Origin of the sequence: Fodinibius salipaludis (assembly GCF_002287075.1) — a bacterium.
Lineage (GTDB): Bacteria > Bacteroidota > Rhodothermia > Balneolales > Balneolaceae > Fodinibius > Fodinibius salipaludis.
In genome coordinates this window covers 272,989-293,029 of record NZ_NSKE01000005.1, presented here as the reverse complement: position 1 = coordinate 293,029, position 20,041 = coordinate 272,989, and the positions used below count along the sequence as shown (strand labels likewise).

15 protein-coding genes are annotated in these 20,041 nt (G+C 47.7%); 4 read left to right on the top strand and 11 right to left on the bottom strand.

The window, feature by feature from the left end:
- Positions 1-115: 115 nt before the first annotated feature.
- From CK503_RS08770 to CK503_RS08725, 9 genes are all read right to left on the bottom strand, one after another.
- Positions 116-475, bottom strand: coding sequence for a P-II family nitrogen regulator (locus CK503_RS08770; RefSeq protein ID WP_095606426.1), 360 nt, complete (start codon positions 473-475; stop codon positions 116-118).
- Between the two features lie 55 nt (positions 476-530).
- A complete protein-coding gene (locus CK503_RS08765) occupies positions 531-3,671 on the bottom strand; it encodes an efflux RND transporter permease subunit (protein WP_095606425.1) in 3,141 nt (1,046 codons plus the stop codon).
- A gap of 57 nt (positions 3,672-3,728) precedes the next feature.
- Positions 3,729-5,153, bottom strand: a complete 1,425-nt coding sequence (locus CK503_RS08760) for an efflux RND transporter periplasmic adaptor subunit (protein ID WP_255233368.1) — start codon at positions 5,151-5,153, stop codon at positions 3,729-3,731.
- A gap of 37 nt (positions 5,154-5,190) precedes the next feature.
- Positions 5,191-6,477, bottom strand: a complete 1,287-nt coding sequence (locus CK503_RS08755) for a TolC family protein (RefSeq protein WP_095606424.1) — start codon at positions 6,475-6,477, stop codon at positions 5,191-5,193.
- 172 nt (positions 6,478-6,649) lie between these two features.
- The gene (locus CK503_RS08750) at positions 6,650-7,102 is read right to left on the bottom strand and encodes a nuclear transport factor 2 family protein (RefSeq protein ID WP_095606423.1); all 453 of its coding nucleotides are present in this window, start codon (positions 7,100-7,102) and stop codon (positions 6,650-6,652) included.
- A gap of 16 nt (positions 7,103-7,118) precedes the next feature.
- Complete coding sequence (locus CK503_RS08745; protein ID WP_095606422.1) at positions 7,119-8,189, bottom strand: DUF2231 domain-containing protein; 1,071 nt, start codon at positions 8,187-8,189, stop codon at positions 7,119-7,121.
- A gap of 377 nt (positions 8,190-8,566) precedes the next feature.
- Positions 8,567-9,769, bottom strand: a complete 1,203-nt coding sequence (locus CK503_RS08735; protein ID WP_095606420.1) for a permease — start codon at positions 9,767-9,769, stop codon at positions 8,567-8,569.
- Positions 9,770-9,839: 70 nt separating this feature from the next.
- Positions 9,840-10,604 (bottom strand): copper resistance protein B, encoded by a 765-nt coding sequence (locus CK503_RS08730; RefSeq protein WP_095606419.1) that lies wholly within the window; start codon positions 10,602-10,604, stop codon positions 9,840-9,842.
- Between the two features lie 57 nt (positions 10,605-10,661).
- On the bottom strand, positions 10,662-12,461 hold the full coding sequence (locus CK503_RS08725; RefSeq protein ID WP_255233371.1) for a copper resistance system multicopper oxidase: 1,800 nt from the start codon (positions 12,459-12,461) through the stop codon (positions 10,662-10,664).
- A 179-nt stretch (positions 12,462-12,640) separates the two neighbouring features.
- Between CK503_RS08725 and CK503_RS08720 the strand changes: the two genes are divergently transcribed.
- Positions 12,641-13,363, top strand: a complete 723-nt coding sequence (locus tag CK503_RS08720) for a response regulator transcription factor (RefSeq protein WP_095606417.1) — start codon at positions 12,641-12,643, stop codon at positions 13,361-13,363.
- On the top strand, positions 13,356-14,801 hold the full coding sequence (locus tag CK503_RS08715) for a sensor histidine kinase (RefSeq protein ID WP_095606416.1): 1,446 nt from the start codon (positions 13,356-13,358) through the stop codon (positions 14,799-14,801). The genes CK503_RS08720 and CK503_RS08715 overlap by 8 nt, the downstream gene beginning before the upstream one ends.
- Here CK503_RS08715 and CK503_RS08710 read toward each other — a convergent pair.
- On the bottom strand, positions 14,798-15,439 hold the full coding sequence (locus tag CK503_RS08710; protein ID WP_095606415.1) for a class I SAM-dependent methyltransferase: 642 nt from the start codon (positions 15,437-15,439) through the stop codon (positions 14,798-14,800). The genes CK503_RS08715 and CK503_RS08710 overlap by 4 nt on opposite strands.
- Positions 15,440-15,481: 42 nt before the next feature.
- On the bottom strand, positions 15,482-16,186 hold the full coding sequence (locus tag CK503_RS08705; protein WP_095606414.1) for a TapB family protein: 705 nt from the start codon (positions 16,184-16,186) through the stop codon (positions 15,482-15,484).
- 185 nt (positions 16,187-16,371) lie between these two features.
- Between CK503_RS08705 and CK503_RS08700 the strand changes: the two genes are divergently transcribed.
- On the top strand, positions 16,372-19,272 hold the full coding sequence (locus tag CK503_RS08700) for an efflux RND transporter permease subunit (protein WP_095606413.1): 2,901 nt from the start codon (positions 16,372-16,374) through the stop codon (positions 19,270-19,272).
- Positions 19,273-19,279: 7 nt separating this feature from the next.
- Positions 19,280-20,026 (top strand): outer membrane lipoprotein-sorting protein, encoded by a 747-nt coding sequence (locus CK503_RS08695; protein ID WP_095606412.1) that lies wholly within the window; start codon positions 19,280-19,282, stop codon positions 20,024-20,026.
- The last annotated feature ends 15 nt before the right edge of the window (positions 20,027-20,041 follow it).

Below are 20,041 nucleotides of genomic sequence, written 5' to 3'. Positions count from 1 at the left end.
TTATAATCACTGATAATCACCCAAATTACGGATCCAGCTATACCTATTACTAGTAATGCTAAAAATATAAAAGTCTTCGATTTCATAAGATTTATCTGAATTTATTTAGAGCTTGTTAGTGCGTATGCCTTTCACTTTGTAAAAAGTCATCACCGGTTTTTCCACTTCGGATATGAATCGATTGCGATACCGGGGTTACATAGATAATTCCATCTCCGGGCTGACCGCTTCGGGCGTGATTACGGATAACCTCAATAACTTCTTCCGTGTCATCCTGGCTGCAGACCACAACCAGTTTTACAATATCAGAGAACCGTTCGGCAATGCTGATCGATAGTTGTGCTTTTTTGGGATCCGACATCCTACCGAGTCCCATTACATCCATTAGAGTCATACAACAGAAGCCTTGGGCTTCTAACCCGTCAATAACTTCTTCTGCTTTTCGTTTGCGAATAAATGCTTTTATTTCATTCATAGTAGCCACCTTTGTTGAAGTATGCGGCTCCCCAAAGAGAGGAGCCCATAATTTATTAATTGGTTATTTGTTGGTTTTCATTTATTGCCGCCAATTTTTTTACTTCCCGACTTTTCCAGAGATAATAGATAACCGGTAACACAACCAGGCTGAGTATGGTTGCTGACATCATCCCGCCCACCATCGGAGCTGCGATTCGCTTCATGACGGTTGCCCCGGTTCCGGTACCCCACATAATAGGCAGTAGCCCACCGGTGATAGCACAGACCGTCATAAAAATTGGCCGGATGCGCTGGGCCGATCCTTCGAAGATGGCCTGCTTGAGGTCCTCTAGGCTATTCATCTTGTCATTATATTTTCGATTGTTATATGCATTATCGAGATATGTGAGCATGATTACGCCGATCTCGGCGGCCACCCCGGCCAGCGCAATAGCGCCGACCCCTACAGCTACGCTCAGGTTGTAGCCCAAGATATACATCAGCCAGAAGGAGCCGACCAGCGAAAAGGGCAGCGTGAGCAGCACGATTAGACTTTCCTGCAGGTTTTTAAAGTTGAAGTATAATAGCAGAAAGATGATCAGTAGGGTGATTGGAACTACGACCTGCAGGCGTTTTTTGGCGCGTTCCATGTACTCGTATTGCCCGCTCCAGGTGAGGCTGTAGCCGGAGGGCAGGTCCATCTGTTCGTCCACCGTCTGCCGCGCTTGGTTTACATAACCGCCAATATCGGAGGTGGTGAGATCTACGTAAACCCAACTGGAATATCGGGCGTTCTCGGTTTTGATCACCGGGGCGTCTTTGCGGATCTGCAGGTCGGCCACGTATTCAATCGGTATTTGCGCCCCGGAAGGCGTAGGGATTAATACCCGACCGAGGTCCGTAAGGTTTTCGCGAGTTTCACGGGCGTATCGCACGTTCACCGGATAGCGTTCCAGCCCTTCCACGGTCTCGGTCACATTCATACCGCCGATGGCGGACTGGATGACATCCTGCACGTCGCCAGTCGTCAGGCCGTACCGGGCCGCTTCCTTGCGATCAATATTGAAATCCAGGTAATTGCCACCCGTGGTCTTATCGGCAAACACGCTTAGGGTACCGGGTACATCGCGCACCACTGAGGCGATATCCTGGCTAAGATCCGAAAGCGTCTGCAGGTTGGGGCCGGTTACCTTAATGCCAATGGGCGTCTTAATCCCAGTCGAAAGCATATCAATACGGGTTTTAATAGGCATGGTCCATGCGTTGGTGAGGCCTGGAATCTTAATCGCCTCGTCCATCTGTTGCTTGAGTTTATCCATCGTCATGTCCTCCCGCCACTGGTCTTCGGGTTTGAGTTGGATGATAGTTTCGAACATGGAGAGCGGGGCTGGGTCGGTTGAGGTTTGCGCTCGACCCGATTTACCAAATACCGATTCTACCTCAGGGAAGCTGGCAATGATCTTGTCAGTCTGTTGCAACAACTCTTTCGCCTTGGTAATACTAATGCCGGGATCGGTGGTGGGCATATAGAGCAGGTCACCTTCTTCGATGGGAGGCATAAACTCCGAACCAAGTCGCTGCAGGGGCACAATGGAAATGACAAGTATGGCAATGGAGGCAATGATGGTAGTCCACTTAAAACGTAGTGCCAAATTGATTACCGGTCGGTATATCCAGATTAAAAAGCGGTTGACGGGGTTTTTATGTTCGGGTTGAATTTTTCCGCGAATTAGGTACCCCATCAGCACTGGGACCAGCGTGACCGAGAGCAGGGCCGCTGCAGCCATCGCATAGGTTTTGGTGAAGGCCAGGGGTTTAAAGAGTCGGCCTTCTTGCCCCTCCAGGGCAAAGATCGGTAGAAATGAGACCGTGATGATCAGCAGTGAGAAAAACAAGGCGGGGCCCACCTCTTTGGAAGCATCGATAATAATTCGCCAGTGTCCTTTCTTCCCCCGATCTTTCTCCAGGTGTTTATGGGCATTTTCCACCATAACGATGGCCGCGTCCACCATGGCCCCAATCGCAATGGCAATCCCACTCAGCGACATAATGTTGGCGTTTATGCCCTGGAAGTACATGACCAGGAAGGCTGCCAAAATTCCGATGGGTAAGCTGATAATAGCTACTAATGAACTTCGAAAGTGCAGTAGAAATATCATTACGATAATAGCCACCACAATACTTTCTTCAAGGAGTTTGTGCTCCAGAAAGGCAATAGCCCGGTTGATCAGGCTGGACCGGTCGTAGGCTGTTTTAATGGTTACGCCTTCGGGCAGGCCGCTTTTAAGCTCTTCCAGCTTCTTCTTTACGTTGTCGATGGTTTGCAGAGCATTTTCACCATAGCGCATTACGACTACGCCCCCGACGGTTTCTCCCTCCCCATTCCAGTCAGCTACCCCGCGACGTAGGTCTGGACCTATTTGAACATTGGCCACATTGCGAATGGTCACCGGCGTGCCGTTACCATCGGTGCCGATGGGCACATCTTCTACATCTGCTACGGTTTGAATGTATCCCTTGCCGCGGACCATGAACTCGGTTTCACTCATCTCCACCAGGCGGCCACCTACATCATTGTTACTACGCTTGATAGCCATTTTTACTTTCGATAATGGGATATCATAGGCCAACAGTTTATCGGGATCCACTTCGACCTGGTACTGTTTGACGTGTCCTCCCACACTGGCCACTTCAGCTACCCCGTCCACACTGAGTAGTTCATACTTAAGGAACCAATCTTGGATAGAGCGCAATTGCTGGAGATCATATTCATCGCCCCCGTCTAATACATACTCATAGACCCATCCAACGCCGGTGGCATCCGGACCGAGAGTGGGCGTAACCCCTTCCGGGAGGTTGCTGCCTGCGGTATTGAGATATTCGAGCACCCGGCTTCGGGCCCAGTACATATCGGTGTCATCCTCAAAAATGATATAGATGAAGGAAAGCCCGAAGAAGGAGTACCCACGCACTGTTTTTGTATTGGGAACCGACATCATGGTGGTGGTCAGCGGATAGGTAACCTGATCTTCAACCACCTGCGGGGCTTGGCCGGGATACTTGGTGAATACAATGACTTGTACATCACTCAAATCCGGGATGGCATCCACGGGGGTTTGATACATTACGTAGGTACCGCCTGCTAGCAAGAGAATGCTGGCAATAATTACCATAAAGCGGTTGTTAACGGATAGTTCAATTATTTTCTGTAGCATTTGCTTAAATCTCCAAAATATTTAATAGGGGTTTGTGCTATAACGTTGCCTGCGGGATCACATATTCATGTTTGAATGATCGGTAGTGTCTTCCGACATCTCCTCATGGTTCATTTGACCGCCAGATATATCCTTATCCTGCATTTCTTCGTCTGACGAACTCGTCTTTTGCTGGAGCATTTTTTGGATGGCTTCCTGCAGGCGGCTTTCACTATCGAATAGGAATTGAGCAGAAGTCACAATCTCTTCGCCTGGTTTCACGCCTTCGAGTATTTCAATGTCATTATTGCGCCGGCCGCCTTCCATGCCCAGGGTTACTTCGCGTGGTTCAAATTGGCCTTCTCCCTTGACTACAAAAACCATGTTACGTTCACCGGTTCGGATTATGGCCTCATTGGGTATTACTGTAATATTCTGTTTAGGTCTTGTTTCAATCTGCACGTTGGTAAACATGCCGGGCTTCAGATCCAGGTTGGGATTGAGAAACTCCAGGCGTACTTGAACGGTTCTGGTCTTCTGGTCCAGGCTGGGATATACGTAAGCTACAGTACCCCGATAGGTTTTGCCCGGCTGGTAGGAAAGTTCCATCTGGGCAGGTTGCCCTTCTTCAATCCAAGGGACCTCGTAGTCGTACACACTGGCTTGCACCCAAACAGTTGAAAGGTCAGCAATTTTATATGCTGGTGTACCTGATTTGATAAATTCACCTTCCACGGCATTCTTGTGAAGTACAACACCGGTAGCAGGAGACTTCAACGTCACCGCTTTCTTAACTTCGCCGCTTTGTTCGAGTTCTTTTATTTCTGAATCAGGAATATCCCAGTATTCCAGTCGTTTTCGGGTGGCTTCAAGTAGGCTGTTGCCTCCGCCGCGAATTTGTTCAAAACTGCTGGAACCCACTTTGTCTCTTGTTTTGAGAGCCAGCAGGTATTCTCGCTGGGTCGTGACCAACTCCGGTGAATAGATGCTGAACAGCGGTTGTCCCCGTTGGACCATTTTGCCCGTGTAATCTACATGTAGTTGCTCTACCCAGCCGGAGACTTTGGGATTTACGTTAAAGAGCTTTTGCTCATCGTATTCGACCTTGCCAACGGCACTGACCGTGGTTGAAAGATCTTTTTGTTGAACTGTTGCCGTACGTACATTCATATTTTGGACAACTACGGGATTGATCTTAACCATCCCTTCCGAACTGTTTGCCTGGTCGGCATAAACGGGCACCAGATCCATCCCCATCTTGGACTTACCGGGCTTGTCATAAATCTCGCTGGGGTTCATCGGGGCCTGCCAGTACAGAATTTCTCGGTCTCCCTTTTGGGAGGCCTCTGATTGTATATCCTTCTGCATATCATCATGCTGCATCTTTTCAGTAGCCTGAGAAGTTGAAGCAGTTGTATTTGTTGATTGTGTCCCCAGCCAGTAGCCGCCCAGTGTGAAGATGGTAATTACCCCCAGGGAAAAAAGTATAGATTTGGTATTCATGGTGTTGGTCCTCATTGTTCTGTTTTTCTAAAATGGTTTAAAGGTCGGTGCCGGTAAGGGCTTCTAGTTCGGCTACGGCTTTATGGTAATCGGCCACAAATCGATGGTAATCAAGGCGAAACTCAAAAAGCGTCATTTCACTGTCGAGCAGGGAAAGAAAGTCCACTTTATCATTTTGATAGCCGGCCATCGAAGATTCCAGCGACTCTTCGGCCTGCGGAATAATGCCGGTTTTATAGAGGTCAACCAGCCTCCGGTGTTTCTCAAGGTTGGTTAACGACTGCTGGAGCATTTGTTCAACGGAGTTTGCTACATTTCGGTAGCGATATTCCACGGAAGATTGCCTGATGCGGTTTTCCTGGACCTTTTTGTTCTGCTTCTTATTGTAAAACAGCGGTATCTTGACATTGAACATGGCTGAAACAAAATCGTAGCCCGCCATTCCGTTTTGAAGTTCATTGCGTTGGGTATAGGCCAGCCCTACCGCAAAATCGGGATAGCGGTCTTTTTGGGCCAAATCTACCTGTTGCCCACTTTGTTTTACAGCTGTTTTCCATGCAGCGAGCATGGGACTGGTGCTGTCGGCTTGCTGGATGAGTGAGCTTAATTCGAATTCGTACTCTAACGGTTTCGGTTCGGAAGCTAACGCTCTTCCAAGCGAGGCATCTGCTGGCTGATCTATCAGTGTGTTAATTTGGGCCTGCATCGCTTCACGCTGTTGGCGAAGCTTGAGTTCGCGGTCAATCATCTTGGAAAGGGCCACCTGTGCTCGCAGTACATCTTGCTGAATGCCCTTGCCCACACCATATCGCGTTTCCGCGATTTTCACGAATTCCCTGAGCAACTCCTGATTGCTGCCGACGGTAGCCAGGGCTTGATCTATGTAATAGAGATCGTAATAGACTTGCTTGGTTTTCTTTATCAGCTGATTTTTGAGCTCGTGATACTGGTGCAAAGTTATGTCAGACTCACTGCGCGCAATGTCTCCTTTAAGCCCGAGCTTACCCGGGAAAGGAAAAGGCTGCATCAGGGAGATTTGCTTGCCGGTCATCGGTTCCTGGTCAAGGGCAAAGCTGTTTACGGGTAGGTTCATGAGATTTAAGCCCAGCGTCGGGTCGGGCAAGGCTTCTTGCTGAGAAATTCGGGTTTTACTTGCTTCCCATCCCTGAAAGGAAGATTGCAGTTCAGGGTTTTGGGTCAATACCTTTTGGATAAGTTTATCCAAGACAAGCGTTGAATCATTAGCTTGTCCTTTTGCTGCTAATGGGGATATCAATAAAAAGGAAAGGAGTAATATCAGGGGGGCAAAGATTATTTTGTTCATAGTTATTGCTGCGTATTTAGTTCAGTCAATGGTAAAAAAAGAGTTTTTTATCTTATTTATGACTAAACTAACACCAACTTCCTTAAATGAACCTTAAATCATCCCGGGGTTTTCAATAAAAAAGTCCTGCACCATTAATGCAGGACTTTGAGACAAAGTAATGGACTAAGACTTAGTCTCGACTGGCCGAGGACCAGTGAAGTGCGGTAATATTCCAGTTTCCTTCTTCTTGCTTAAGGACCGCCAGTTCAAGACTGTTTAGATCCAATTTTCTATCGCTGTAGGTGCCCCAGGTGTGTGTTTGAGTTGAAACCCAAGCAGTATTGCCCTTAATCGTTACATTTCGTGATTCAACTTCCCGTTTCATAGCACTCAGAAATTTCCCATCAGAATGAAAGTGGTGAGACAAATATTCCTCCTTTGTTTCGATATTCCCGCCTTCGAGGATTCGTACAGATTCTGATAGTAGGTTTTTGGCTGCCTGGCTGTCATTATCAATAATTGCCTGGTGGAACGCATCAAGTGCCTTGATTACATTCTTTTCTGAAGCAGAAGGCTGGCCTACAGATATAGAAGTTCCGATTATAAGTAGGAAAATTGCAGCTAATGATATTCGAGTAAACATAATGTTGTTTTAATGATTAATTGAGTTGGGTTAAGGTCATTCGATCAATAAGTATGCTTCCAGTTCCATTTAGTTTTAGCCCCACACTTCCCGTCTCGGGGGCATCCCCATGGCCATGGACTACCATCTCTTTGTTGATATAACCCCGGAAATGAGTGCCGTTTCCGACCGTGCGGACAAACAGCATTCCCGAAGCAGAATAAGATTCTTCGGCAAAGACTTCACGGTTGCCCTCGCTGACACGTCCTTGTGAAATAGTCCCGTCGGAAGAGAGCGTCACAAAATCATAGTTTTGAGCATCCTGCACATGGTTGACGAGAGAAATACTACCCTCAAAATCAGACAGGTCCAAGTAATAATCGACCTGCACATTTTGGAATGAGTCCTTACCTACAACGAAATTCGTGGTGGAATCTACAGAGAGTTTAAGAAATTGATTGTTGCCACTGGTTACAATGGTTGGCTGTAGCTGGGAGGCAGAACCTTCCAGCCACCGGAAATGAGAAAGTAATGTACTAACGCCATTCGGACCGATATCCCAAGACCAGTTGCCATTATCACTGACCCTGAAGGTGGTATTTGCTTGTTGCAGACTATCCGTAGGGACGGAGGTATTGCTTTGCTGTTCTACCAACTGACCGGTGCCCGCACCATAGCCAAAGACCATTTCGGCACCGTGGTCGCTGGTTTTATAGAGGAAGAATATTCCAGGTAAGGCGAGGACAAACAGGCCGATTCGAATGGTCTGCTGATCCCATTTTGAATACCAGTGGAGAAGAATCCGTAGCAAGGCATAAATCCCAAAGAACCAAACTGTCCACAAGGCCCAGTCGGCATGTTCATTTAAAACCGATTGCGCTCCCGACGGCAAAAACACGCTGTCAGCAGCCAGGGTGCCTGAATAATAAGCAGCAATGGCTGAAATAGAACCAATTCCATAAAGGATGGTTGTTTTCAGGTCATCCCACCACTTATCGGGTAGAAAAGAGTTCAGCAGATCCATCAGTACGGCAAGTAGAATGATGGCAATGGGAAAGTGTACAAGCAGGGGGTGTATATTAGGTGCCCACTCGGGAAGTAATTCCATAGGAAACCTATCTATTTAATGGAGTTTTCAAAATGATACGTACTAAAGCGATTATCTAAAGTATTAAATATGGTGTTCTATTTATAAACAGAATTTCCGACTTTCTGTCTGAAGGTATTCCTGTTGAAGAGTTTTTGGATTCTATCTTATCCAGTCGGGGTTTATGTTTTAACCAATCTTCTTCCCGAAATGTAATCTCAGTTTTATCAAAATGCTTAGAGTGTTGTACTAATTCACTAATTTCATCCAAATTATCTTCTATTTTTGACATAGTTGGAATGCTGATATTTGGGTTTCGAATTCTTTTCACGGAAATTATAGATACTAAAAATAAGTTATGGCTACCTTAAATTAAGCTTAAACTCTAATCGAATATTTTAGATCATAGCCACCGAAAATGAGACCACTCCGCCTGCAAGAATAGCGATAAACAGATAAACAACTATTTTCTTGAGCTTACCGCCGCCTTCCATATTCATCATTTTCATTCTATGGGTCTGCATGTACTTTTTGTGCAGCCAAATAAGTATGCTGGCTATCCAGATAAAAATGAGGTTCATCCAGAAGGTGTAATCGATTTTAAACTGTGTGATCTCCGATACGACCCGCCGGCTTTCCGGTACGATGTCCAGTAGTGAGAACAGTCCGTTCAGGATCAAGGCCGTAAGTACAATGCTGACAAACATGATTCCCGCAATATACAGGGCGACCCGCCAGCCGTAATATTTGGCATTGATATGGACCAGCGGGGGTACCATCAGATCGGAATAGATAAAGCCCATGATGCCGGCGAAGAGCACTCCGTTTTGATTGAGCACCGTCGCAAGTGGGATATTGCCCATTGAGCCAATGAAAGTAGCAGCTGCTACAAAAGGAGCAACAAGGGCATTCTCCAAGGTTACCAGCCAGCCGGGCAGGTGCTGGGCTTCGGTCAGAAACAGGCTCGCCCAGAACGACTCGGGGACCAGCACGGCCACAAAGCCGGCAATGGTGAAGCCAATAAGGATGTCTTCCCAGGCCATCTTCCAGTCATTGACAAACTTGTGTCCGACCAGCTGCCATCCTTCTTTACTGGTGATGCGTTCTTTCCAGTCGAAATCCTCAGTCAGTCCGTCGTCATCCTGTTCCACTTTTTCGCGGGCGGCCTCCAACCAGTTTTCGGGATAGGTCCATTTGATAAGCAGGCTACTGATAGCAATGAGTACCAGTCCGCCAATAAGTTCAGCCGCCAGGAACTGCCAGCCCAGAAAAATGAGGATCAGAATGCCCAATTCAATGACAAGGTTGGTGGAGGCAAACATAAACGCTACGGCTGCAATAAAGTGGGCTCCCTTTTTGACCAGCGATCGCGCGGCGGCCAGGGCGGCAAACGAGCAGGACGAGGAGGCGGCCCCGAAGAAGGTGGACAGGGAAATGCTTTTGAAATTGGCGTCGCCCATATATTTGGTGAGCTCTTTCTTGGGGACAAAGGCTTGGATCATCCCGCTGACAAAATAACCAAGTACAAATGCCCAACCGGCCTTCCAGAAGAACCCGAGGGCCGTTTTTACTGATTCACCGTACAGGCTTATAAAATCCATAAATAATAGGAACAGTTATTTAAAATTAGGTTCTACAAATAATTGTTACGCGAATTATTCAACAACAAATTTAAAACCACATTCGTACCCCGCCCACCAGGCCAAATGTACTAACGTCACCTCCTTCCAGACGGGTAAAGTCGGCGGTGTCGCCTAGCTTCCGATTCCAGGAGATACCGACGTATGGTGCAAATTCCCGCTCGATTTCATATCGTAGCCGGAACCCGAGTTGTACGTTGTTGAAGCCGGAACCAACGCCAAATTCAGGTACTTCCTGCACAGCAAACTTGGTAGCAAAGCGGGGTTGTCCGATCAGCCGCTGAGTAATCAGCAGATCATACTCTCCTTCAACCACGGCAGAAATATCACCGTCTTGGCTGACAAAAAGCCCTCCGTCAACTTCAAATAAGTAGGGAGCTAGGCCCTGAAATCCGACGACGCCAAATACACGGCTGTCATTCCCCTCGCGATTATACATCAGGTCATACCGGATTCCCACCTGCAGATCGAAATAGGGGCTGATCCCACGACTGTAGAGGCCCTGGAACTCCATTTCGCCTTCCTTTTCAATCGTTAAGGCTTCGCCTTCTGCTTTAAACCAGAACTTATTAAGATCTTTGCCTATCCATCCCTGGGCATCCCAGACGATGGGGTCAGCCCCACTTATTCGGTAGTATTCCAACCGGTCTGTCATGAAAAACAAGTAGGTGTTATCGTCCATCATCAGGTCGTTGCTAAACTCAGGTGCTTTTTGAGCAAAGGCTGAGCTGCCGGTGATTACGATGATAGCTAAGATAGTGAGAATGAATGATGAGGTGCGTTTTATCATGGTCATGATGTTGCAATTTTGTATGTCAGATAGAATTCGTTTGGTAAGGCTTGTTGGATGTACTTACGAATAGTCTTGCCCGTAAATGCTTCCATTTTCATCAGCCACCTGAACGACCCGGAACATGCCGCGCTCCATGTGATAGAGGATGTGGCAGTGGAACGCCCAGCGCCCTTTGTCTCGCGGCGTAATGAGTGCTGAAATGCGTTGAGCGGGTTGTACCAATAGGGTATGTTGACGAGGATTGTATTGCCCGTTGCCGTTTTCCAGCTCCATCCACATGCCGTGCAGGTGAATCGGGTGCTCCATCATCGTATCGTTGACCAGCGTGAGCCGGAGCCGTTCGTTGTGTTTAAATTCGATAGGACCGTCCACTTCATGAAACTGATCGCCGTCAAACGACCACATGTAGCGTTCCATGTTTCCAGTCAGGTGTAGTTCTACGTCTCGCTGGGCATTGCGTTTATCCCTGTTAGGACGCAGGCTTTTCAAGTCATCATAGACCAGCACTTTTCGTCCGTCGTTGCCAAGGCCGATGCCGGGTTCGTCGAGCCGGTCAAACTGATTCTGTGCAATAGCAGCCGCGCCCGGTCCGTGCTTGTCGGGACCATGCTTGACGGGGGATTTGGGGTCTTTGGACATATCCATGTTGCCATGATCCATATCTCCGTGATTCATATCCCCATCATCCATTCCTTCCATGTTGTCGCCTTCCATATCCATGTCCCCCATAGCCATCATCATGCCCATATCTCGCATGCTGCGTTTGGGGCGGGGGCGAAGATCAGGTACTGGGGCTTCCATCCCTTCTCTGGGCGTCAGCGTACCACGGGCATAACCACTTCGGTCAAGCGATTCTGCAAAAATGGTATAAGGCTTTTCTTCTTTGGGTTCGACAACAACATCATAGGTTTCGGCAATACCGATGCGAAATTCGTCAATGGGTACCGGCTCTACATTCTGCCCATCAGCTGCTACCACGGTCATCTCCAGGCCGGGAATGCGTACGTCAAAAGCTGTGGTGCCAGCTGAGGCGTTGATAAAACGCAGGCGCACTTTTTCACCTTTCTTGAACAGGGCATTCCAGTTGGAGTCGGGCCCACGACCGTTCATCAGGTAGGTATAGGTGGCGCCGGTGACATCCAGTAGATCGGTGGCGCTCATCCGCATATTTCCGAACATGGCATAGTCTTTAATCGTGTCGCCAAGACCGTTCTTTTTAACATCACTGAAAAATTCTCCAAGGTCGCGCTTCTGATAGTTATAATAGCCCTCCATTTTGATGTTGTTCGCCAACACGTCGTGGGGATCTTCGAAGGTCCAGTCGGAGAGCACAATTGGATAGTCGCGATCATACTCGACCGGGTTCTCATCGGCAGGATCAATGACAAGTGGCCCGTAATGGCCCAACTGCTCCTGTAGCCCGGAGTGGCTGTGATACCAATAGGTCCCGCTCTGCCGCACCGGGTACCGGTATTCAAAGGTTTCTCCGGGAGCAATACCGTCAAAACTAACACCGGGGACCCCATCCATCTGGAACGGCAGCAGAATCCCATGCCAGTGGATTGAAGTGGTGTCTTCCAGTTCATTTGTGACCCGAAGCATTACGTCTTGTCCTTCCTGCAGGCGGATCAACGGCCCAGGCACCGAACCATTGATACCTATGGCTTCGCCTCGTTTTCCATCGATCTTGTGAGGCATTTTGCCGATGGTCAGATCAATAACATTATCAGGGCCTTTGGGGGTTAACACATCTCGCTTCTCACTGCCGAAGCCCGCTAACGCGTAGCCCGGCAATACCGCACTTGCCCCGGCAAAAGCTGCCAAGGAGCCAGCATATCGGAGAAAGGTGCGGCGATTCATACCATTATTGTTATCGTCACTCATAAATCAGTGTAAGCTGTTGTTTTAATTAGCTAAAGCGTCGGTTTTCAAATATCGAACCGAAACATACAAACTGAACCTTAAATTAAGCTTAAAACATTATTGGTTAGCATCTTTTATCTTAAGACCGTTTTGTTAATAATCAGAAAGTCTGTGGTATGTGGATATTTTTAGTGGAAGATGAAAAGCAGCTGGCCAGTAATTTGAAGCGAGGATTGGAAGAGGAAGGTCACGTTGTGGAGGTCATGCATGATGGGGAAGAGGCCGAGCTGCAGGGATTGGTAAATGATTATGATTTGGTGATTTTAGACTGGCGGCTGCCTAACCGTGATGGCAAGCAAATTTTGGAGCATTGGCGTGCGGAAGAGCGAATGTTTCCTGTCCTCATGCTAACGGCGCTTGGGGATCTGGATCATAAGGTTTCCGGGTTGGATGCCGGAGCCGATGATTATATGGGCAAACCGTTTTCGTTTGAAGAGCTGCTGGCCCGCGTTCGGGCATTGGGACGACGTTCCTCTGAGTTGCAGAATGATGAAGTGGTTTCGGTGGGACCTATAGAACTGGACGCGCGTAAACACTGGGTGAAAGTATGTGGCATTAAGCGATCGCTTCGGCCGAAAGAGTTTATTTTGTTAGAACTTTTGGTGAGCGAGCCGGAAACGGTGTTCTCTAAGACCCAGTTGGCAGAGCGGGTGTGGGGATCGGCTTACCACGTGAGTGATAATACGATTGAGGCGACGATTTCCACGTTGCGACAGAAGCTGGCCGATTCGTTTGAAGAGTGCGAGGAAGCATTTTTGGCGGACCACTCCCAAGTTATTGAAACCATACGAGGCGCAGGATATCGATTGAATGGTGACTTAATAAAAGAAAATGAGTAAGATTGTGAGCAGTTTGACGAGCTTTTTTGATCGCCTGTCTATTTCTAAGAAGCTGGCATTTTGGTATGGATTGAGTTTGTTTATCATGTTAAGTGCTTTCGGCTATTTTTTATATGAATCCTTTCATCAGTCGATTCACCATAACTATGATCGCCATCTGCGGTTCGAGGCTGAGCAGTTGCTTCCGCATATCGATACCGACGGGGATACACTGGCTATTGACTTGTCAGGGTATAGTCGCAATGCAGCGCTTAAAAGTGGCGTTGAGTACGGAACCTATGTGAGATTATATAATCAGGAAGGGCGGCTTATATACAGGAGTCCGAACTTTACCGGTGTCGATCAGCCACTGCAAACTGATATCCCTGATTCGCCCGAGGAATATTCGTTCAGCAGCCAGTGGCAGGATCTGCCGGCACGTACGCTGTTTTATCCGATTATGGATGATGAGGGATTCAACGGCTGGCTGGAAGTCACCGGATTCGAATGGACACTGCACGAAGAACTGAGCCGATTCAGGCGATATTTGTTGGTTCTTATTGCAATAAGTGTGGCCTTTTCCATCCTTGGAGGGTACTGGCTGTCACGTCGCGCTCTGTCCCCGGTATCGTCAATTATTGACGCCGCCAAATCTATTACGACTACAGATCTTGATAAACGCATCCCCGTAAACTATCAGGTTAGGGACGAACTTACCGACCTGGCGGAAACGTTTAATATGATGCTCAATCGCCTGCAAAAAGGTTTTGAGCGGGAAAAACGCTTTACCTCTGATGCAGCACATGAACTCATGACCCCTTTATCATCCTTGCAAAGCGATGCGGAAATTATGCTTCGCAAGCCACGCTCAAAAGAAGAGTATCGTGAAACCATCCAGCGGATGCTCACGGAAACACGCCGCATGAGCGAGATGGTACATCTGTTGCTTCAGTTGTCAAGGGTAGAATCAGTGCATCGTTCGCAGCCGGAAACCATTAATATAAGTCGCATTACAGAAGCAGTGGCCGATCAACACCAAGAAAGTGCTCAGGCAAAGAATATCAGTATTCAAACACAAATTGATCCTGAACTGCAAGTCCGGGCGCATGGAGCCTATATCGAGGAGGTAATCAATAATCTGATGGAAAATGCTGTGAAGTACACACCTAACGGTGGCCAGGTAAAGCTACAACTACAACGCAGCAGTGGCAAGGCGGTTATCCATCTTAGTGATACCGGAATCGGTTTTGATGAAGAAACCAAAAAGCATCTGTTTGAGCGGTTCTACCGGGCTAATGAGTTAACCGTTCAGGAACAATCCGGGAGTGGCTTGGGGCTGCCACTCGTAAAAGCCATAATTGAATTGTATGGTGGAAGGATTAGAGCTTACAGCGAAGGAGAGGGTAAAGGAAGTACATTCGTGGTTGAATTGCCGCTGTCAGAAGCAAAGGAAATTTAATGTGGTTTGCTCGCTTCGATTTTTTTGAAGATACCCTTCGCAGTTAAATCCTGAACCTTTTCAATATTCCAACCGGCCTTTTCAACATTTTTTACCGTATTACGGGCAATATGAACACCGCTCAGGTAATGGATTGGAGCATCCAGTTTTTCCATTAGGCTTGCCAGAAAGGATTGGTCGGCTGTCATATGTTCCAGTAGATGCAGCCGGCCGCCGGGTTTGGTGACGCGCAGAGCTTCTTTTAATCCCAATATAGGATCTGGCACCGAGCAAAACACAAAGGTGGCAACCACCTCCTCAAAATGATTATCGGAAAAATCCATTTGCTGGGCATCCATTTCACGTAGTGTAATGTGATCTTTTGCAGGGTCGGGCAGTAATTTATTAGCTCGTTTCAGCATGCCAGGAGAAAGGTCTATTCCTGTTATTTCAACATCCTCGAGATAGTATGGAATATTCTTGCCTGTCCCCACTCCGATTTCCAATACCGTTGGTCCATGGATGTTCTGCCATAGCTTTTGCCGCCATTTTTTATACCACAGCTGCTCGACCGGCCATTCCATAAAATTATAAATAACTGATGTAGCGTTATACCGATTTTTAGTGAACTGGGTTTGTTTAGGATTGGGATTCTTCATTTAAATCGAAATTGTGATATCTATTTCAATTTTCAAGTCGGTTTATAACAAGCGAATCACAAAGTAGCTTTCATCATCTTCACTAGTGAATTTTTGCCAGATAATACCCAACTCTTTGTCGATGATCTCTATAATCTGGTATCCGAATTCTTTCATTTTTATACCCATTACATAAATGCGGAAATTTACTTCTGAATTTATTTGGTATTGCTCGGTTTGAAGGGTGTCATTAGATACAATCCGTCGGTTATGGATGTTTACTCTACTTTTGCCTCCCAGAAACCCCACCAGTCCCTTGTCGATATTCATTTGAAAATTAATGGATTCCATTTCCCATCCCGGTTCTGGAGACACGGGGTAAAAAGCAGTTGTTTCGTTTACATTTATTTTTATTTCACTGCCCTTCGCATAATCTGAGAAGGATAGGAGGTTTACCAAGATTTTACGCTCATCTGGATTGCAAGTATAGATTGTCTTCGTACTGTCGACCAGGTCACCCTTTCTATTGTAACTGTATAGTTTGACGGGCATTCTTAGCAGATCATTTTGTTTTTCAATAGTCTCAACTTTGAGAACCTGTTTTCCCGTCTGCTTCCCTTCTGGTGAATAGTCTGTTTTCACATATTGATTACCTTCAATTTCGTGTATAAGCATACGATTGTTGTTCTGAGCCATCAAGGGAATTATGGATATGGCGTAAAGAACAATAACAAGAAAGATATTTCTGTAATGGTACTTCTTGTTCATACTATCGTATCATCTTTTGTCAGACTGGTATTCAAATTCATAAAACTTCAGGTACAAAATATAATTGGTGTAGATACAATAATAATTCTAACTGTTGATTTAAGCTTTTTTTAAGGTACCACCCCGTATATACTATAAAAGAACCCTCGTACAATAAATTAAAACCTCTTTATCCTATTTAAGTTATGTTCTTTTTAGCAAGATGGATTATCAAGTCAAGATGGTGGATCATCGCTGCAACGTTGCTGCTTACAGGTTTTATGGGATGGAAAACGGTACAAACCATCAGTCTGAATGCCGATTTTTCTACCTATTTGAGCCAGGATGACCCTCTCGTCCAGGAATATAACCGCATAGGGGAAGTGTATGGCAGTAACTCCACCGGCATGGTGCTGATTACTGCGGATAAAGTTTTTACCTCCGAAACCCTTGGGCTAATCAACCGGTTGACCGAGGCCTACAGCGATGTGGAAGGGATTCGGTATGTCACCAGTTTAACGAACGTACTCGACTTCAGGAAAACCGAATGGGGGCTGGAAGTTGGCAAGCTGCTCAATAAGGGCGAAGTTCCCGGGGATCCGAAAGTGCTTGCCCGGCTAGAAGAGTATGTGTTGAACAAGGAGCGCTACGAAGGCAACCTGGTTTCCAATGACGAAACCACAACAGCCATCATTTTGCGCTTTGCCAACGGCAGCAACGAGTTCGCTACCAGTCTGCTCGTACGTGAGGCTTCCGATCAGGTGCTTGGAGAAAGTGTCCCGGGCAGTGCAACATTATACTATGGTGGTATGCCGTTCCTGGTTTATAACATGACCCTGCTTATCGGCCAAAATATGACGGTGCTGATCCCGCTGATGCTTCTCCTGCTGATCGTAGTACTCTATCTGGGCCTGCGCCACTGGACCGGGGTCGTATTTCCACTGACGGTGGTGGTTGTCAGCACGGTATGGACCACCGGACTTATGGGTCTGTGGGGATTGCAATTCGATTTGCTGACCGGGATCATGCCCGTCGTACTTATTGCACTGGGCAGCGCCGACGGTATCCATCTGATGAAGCGATTTTATGAACGCCGCCAATTGGGAGAATCACCGGAAAAAGCCGCCCGTTTTACCTTCCGAGATATGGGCACCCCCATTATTCTCACCACCATCACTACCATGGTGGGTTTTGCCTCGCTGAGCATTTCGGATTTTTCCGTAATCCGCCAGTTTGGCCTGCTTACGGCCTTGGGTGTGGTGCTGGCGCTGGTCGTCACCCTCACCTTACTTCCCGCGCTATTGTCGTTCGGAGTAGGATTCGAAGCAAAAACTACGGTGGCTAAAAACAGAGGCAAAGTGCCCGGTACCGATCGCTTTGCTGGCTGGGTCTTTAATCATCGATGGACACTCGTCTCGGCGACAGCTGTCGTAGTCGCTGCCTCGCTGATAGCCATTCCCCGCATCAAAAAAGATGTGGACTGGACCCTCTGCCTGGCTGAGGGAAGCGATGCCTATCACGCTGAAATGCTGCTGCGAGATAAATTCGGGGGTTCACTGCCGCTTCAGGTTGTCGTTCGCGGCGATCTGAAAGACCCGGCCGTCCTTACGGCCATGCGTACCGTTGAGCGCAAATTGCAGACTGTCAGCGAAGTTAGCAAGCCGCAGTCTATGGCCAATATCATCGGGGAAATGAACGAGGTGATGAATGACCATTTTGTGATCCCGAAGACCCGGCAGGGCGTTACCAACTTATGGTTTCTGGTGGAAGATGAAGAGGAGATGGAGCAAATGATCGGCCCCGAAGAAGACGAGAGCCTGATGAACTTTAAGCTGGGCACCTGGGATACCGCTACCCTGGTTGCCTCGGTGGACAGCGTAAATGCGTACTTGAAGACCCTGCCCTCAAAAATGGCCGTGGTAAACCTGGAGCAGGTTTCCGGCCCCGCCCGCACCCGCCTTGACCAATTACGACAGACCGAACTGGCCCGGGAATTGGAATGGCTGCTGCAGCGATACGGGGTAGCATCAACGGAGGAACAGCGGAACCGTATTGTTGCGTCAGCACTGGAGTTTACTATTAATGATGCAATCCGTTCCCAAGTGCGCAGCTCGCTGGCCGATTACCTGCAAAGTCCGCAGGCCGAACTGGAATTATCTTCCGGCCGTATCCAAACCATTACTGCTGCGATTGCCCGGAGCCTGGATGAAGCGGCTACAACCTCCGCCGGGCAAATAGCTAAACAAATTCGACAAGCCAATCCCGGTGTAACCCGCGAAGATGCCGAATGGCTGGCCGGTTCCCTGTCGGCTGTCGTGGATGAAAGCCTGGGGGAAGCCCGGATCGGATTGGCGCTGAACCGCCTTGATCCGCTGATAAATGAAACAGCTGACCGGTCACTGATACGAAAATATGCAAAAGGTCTGCTTTGGAGAACTGCTGATGCCCAAGTGTTGGTGGATGCCGCCCGGGCGCCCGAACTGCTGGGTGATTATACCTCAGCCATCGACCGTAAGGCCGAATGGAATATATACCAGGCAGGCATGCCCAGCGTACTTAAAAGCATGGAAGAAAATCTGACACCCACCCAGGTCGAAAGCCTGCTTCTGTCCCTGGTTTTTGTGCTTATCCTGCTGGCTATTATTTTTCGCTCCAGCCTTGTTGCTTTTATTGGCGTAGCTCCCATTACACTTACTATTCTGATCAATTTTGCGGTAATGGGCTATCTGGGCATCGGGCTGGATTCGTTTACCGCTATGATCGCCTCCATCATCATCGGCCTGGGCATCGACACCGACATCCACTTTATTTCGCGCTTCCGCGAGGAGTTCAACGCCTGCGGCGATAAGCTCAAAGCCCTGAAAACAACGCTGAGCACCACCGGACTGGCTATCGTTACCAACGCCCTGGCGGTCGGCAGTGGATTTCTTGTGCTGTTGTTTGCCGGCGGGCAGCATATCCGCAGGTTTGGAGGATTGACCTCGCTGACCATGTTCGTAAGTGCTACTTTCAGCCTGACACTTCTGGCTGTGCTGCTTCTGTGGCTCAAGCCGAAATATCTGATTGGAAAAACGGATCGAAAAACAAAACCAGTAACTAAAAACTAAAAGCATTATGAGACGGTTTAAATTATTCCTACCAATTCTGATACTGATATTTTATGCGTTTCCTTCATGGGGACAATCACCTGATATGGTCCTGGCCAAAGTCGATTCAGTGCAGAACGCTTTTGAGGACATGACGGCCAATGAGACCATGACTCTTATCGGCCGCGGCGGCAACCAGAAGGAACGCAAAGTGCGCATCAACCAGAAGGGCAGTGAACTGCGCATGGTGCGGTTCCTTGAACCGGCCGATGTGCGCGGCGTGGGATTTCTACGGCTGGCATCTGACCGGCTTTATCTTTATTTGCCGGCTTTCAGGAAAGTTCGGAGAATCGCATCATCTGCAACCAACGAAAATTTTATGGGTACCGATTTTACCTATGAAGATATGTCTCGCAGCAGTTATTCGGAGGATTATATAGCCCAAGATCTGTCGATGGAAAATGGGCAATACCGGTTGTTACTGGAACCTCAGCCCCATGCGGATGTTAACTACCACCATTTGATAATTTTCGCCGATACGTCCAACTATGTATTGCGTAAAGTTGAATTTTACGACGGGGAAGAGGAGAAGATTAAGGAATTGACGATTGATAATGTAGAAAAAATCGATGGCTATTGGATGGGCAAAGTGATGAGAATGAAATCGTTAGATAAAAACCACGAAACGGTGATGGAACTGTCTGATATCCGGTTTGATCAGGGGCTCTCAGACAGGGAATTCAGTGAACGCTCTCTCAAACGACCCATCCGGTGATCAGTGATGGTCCGA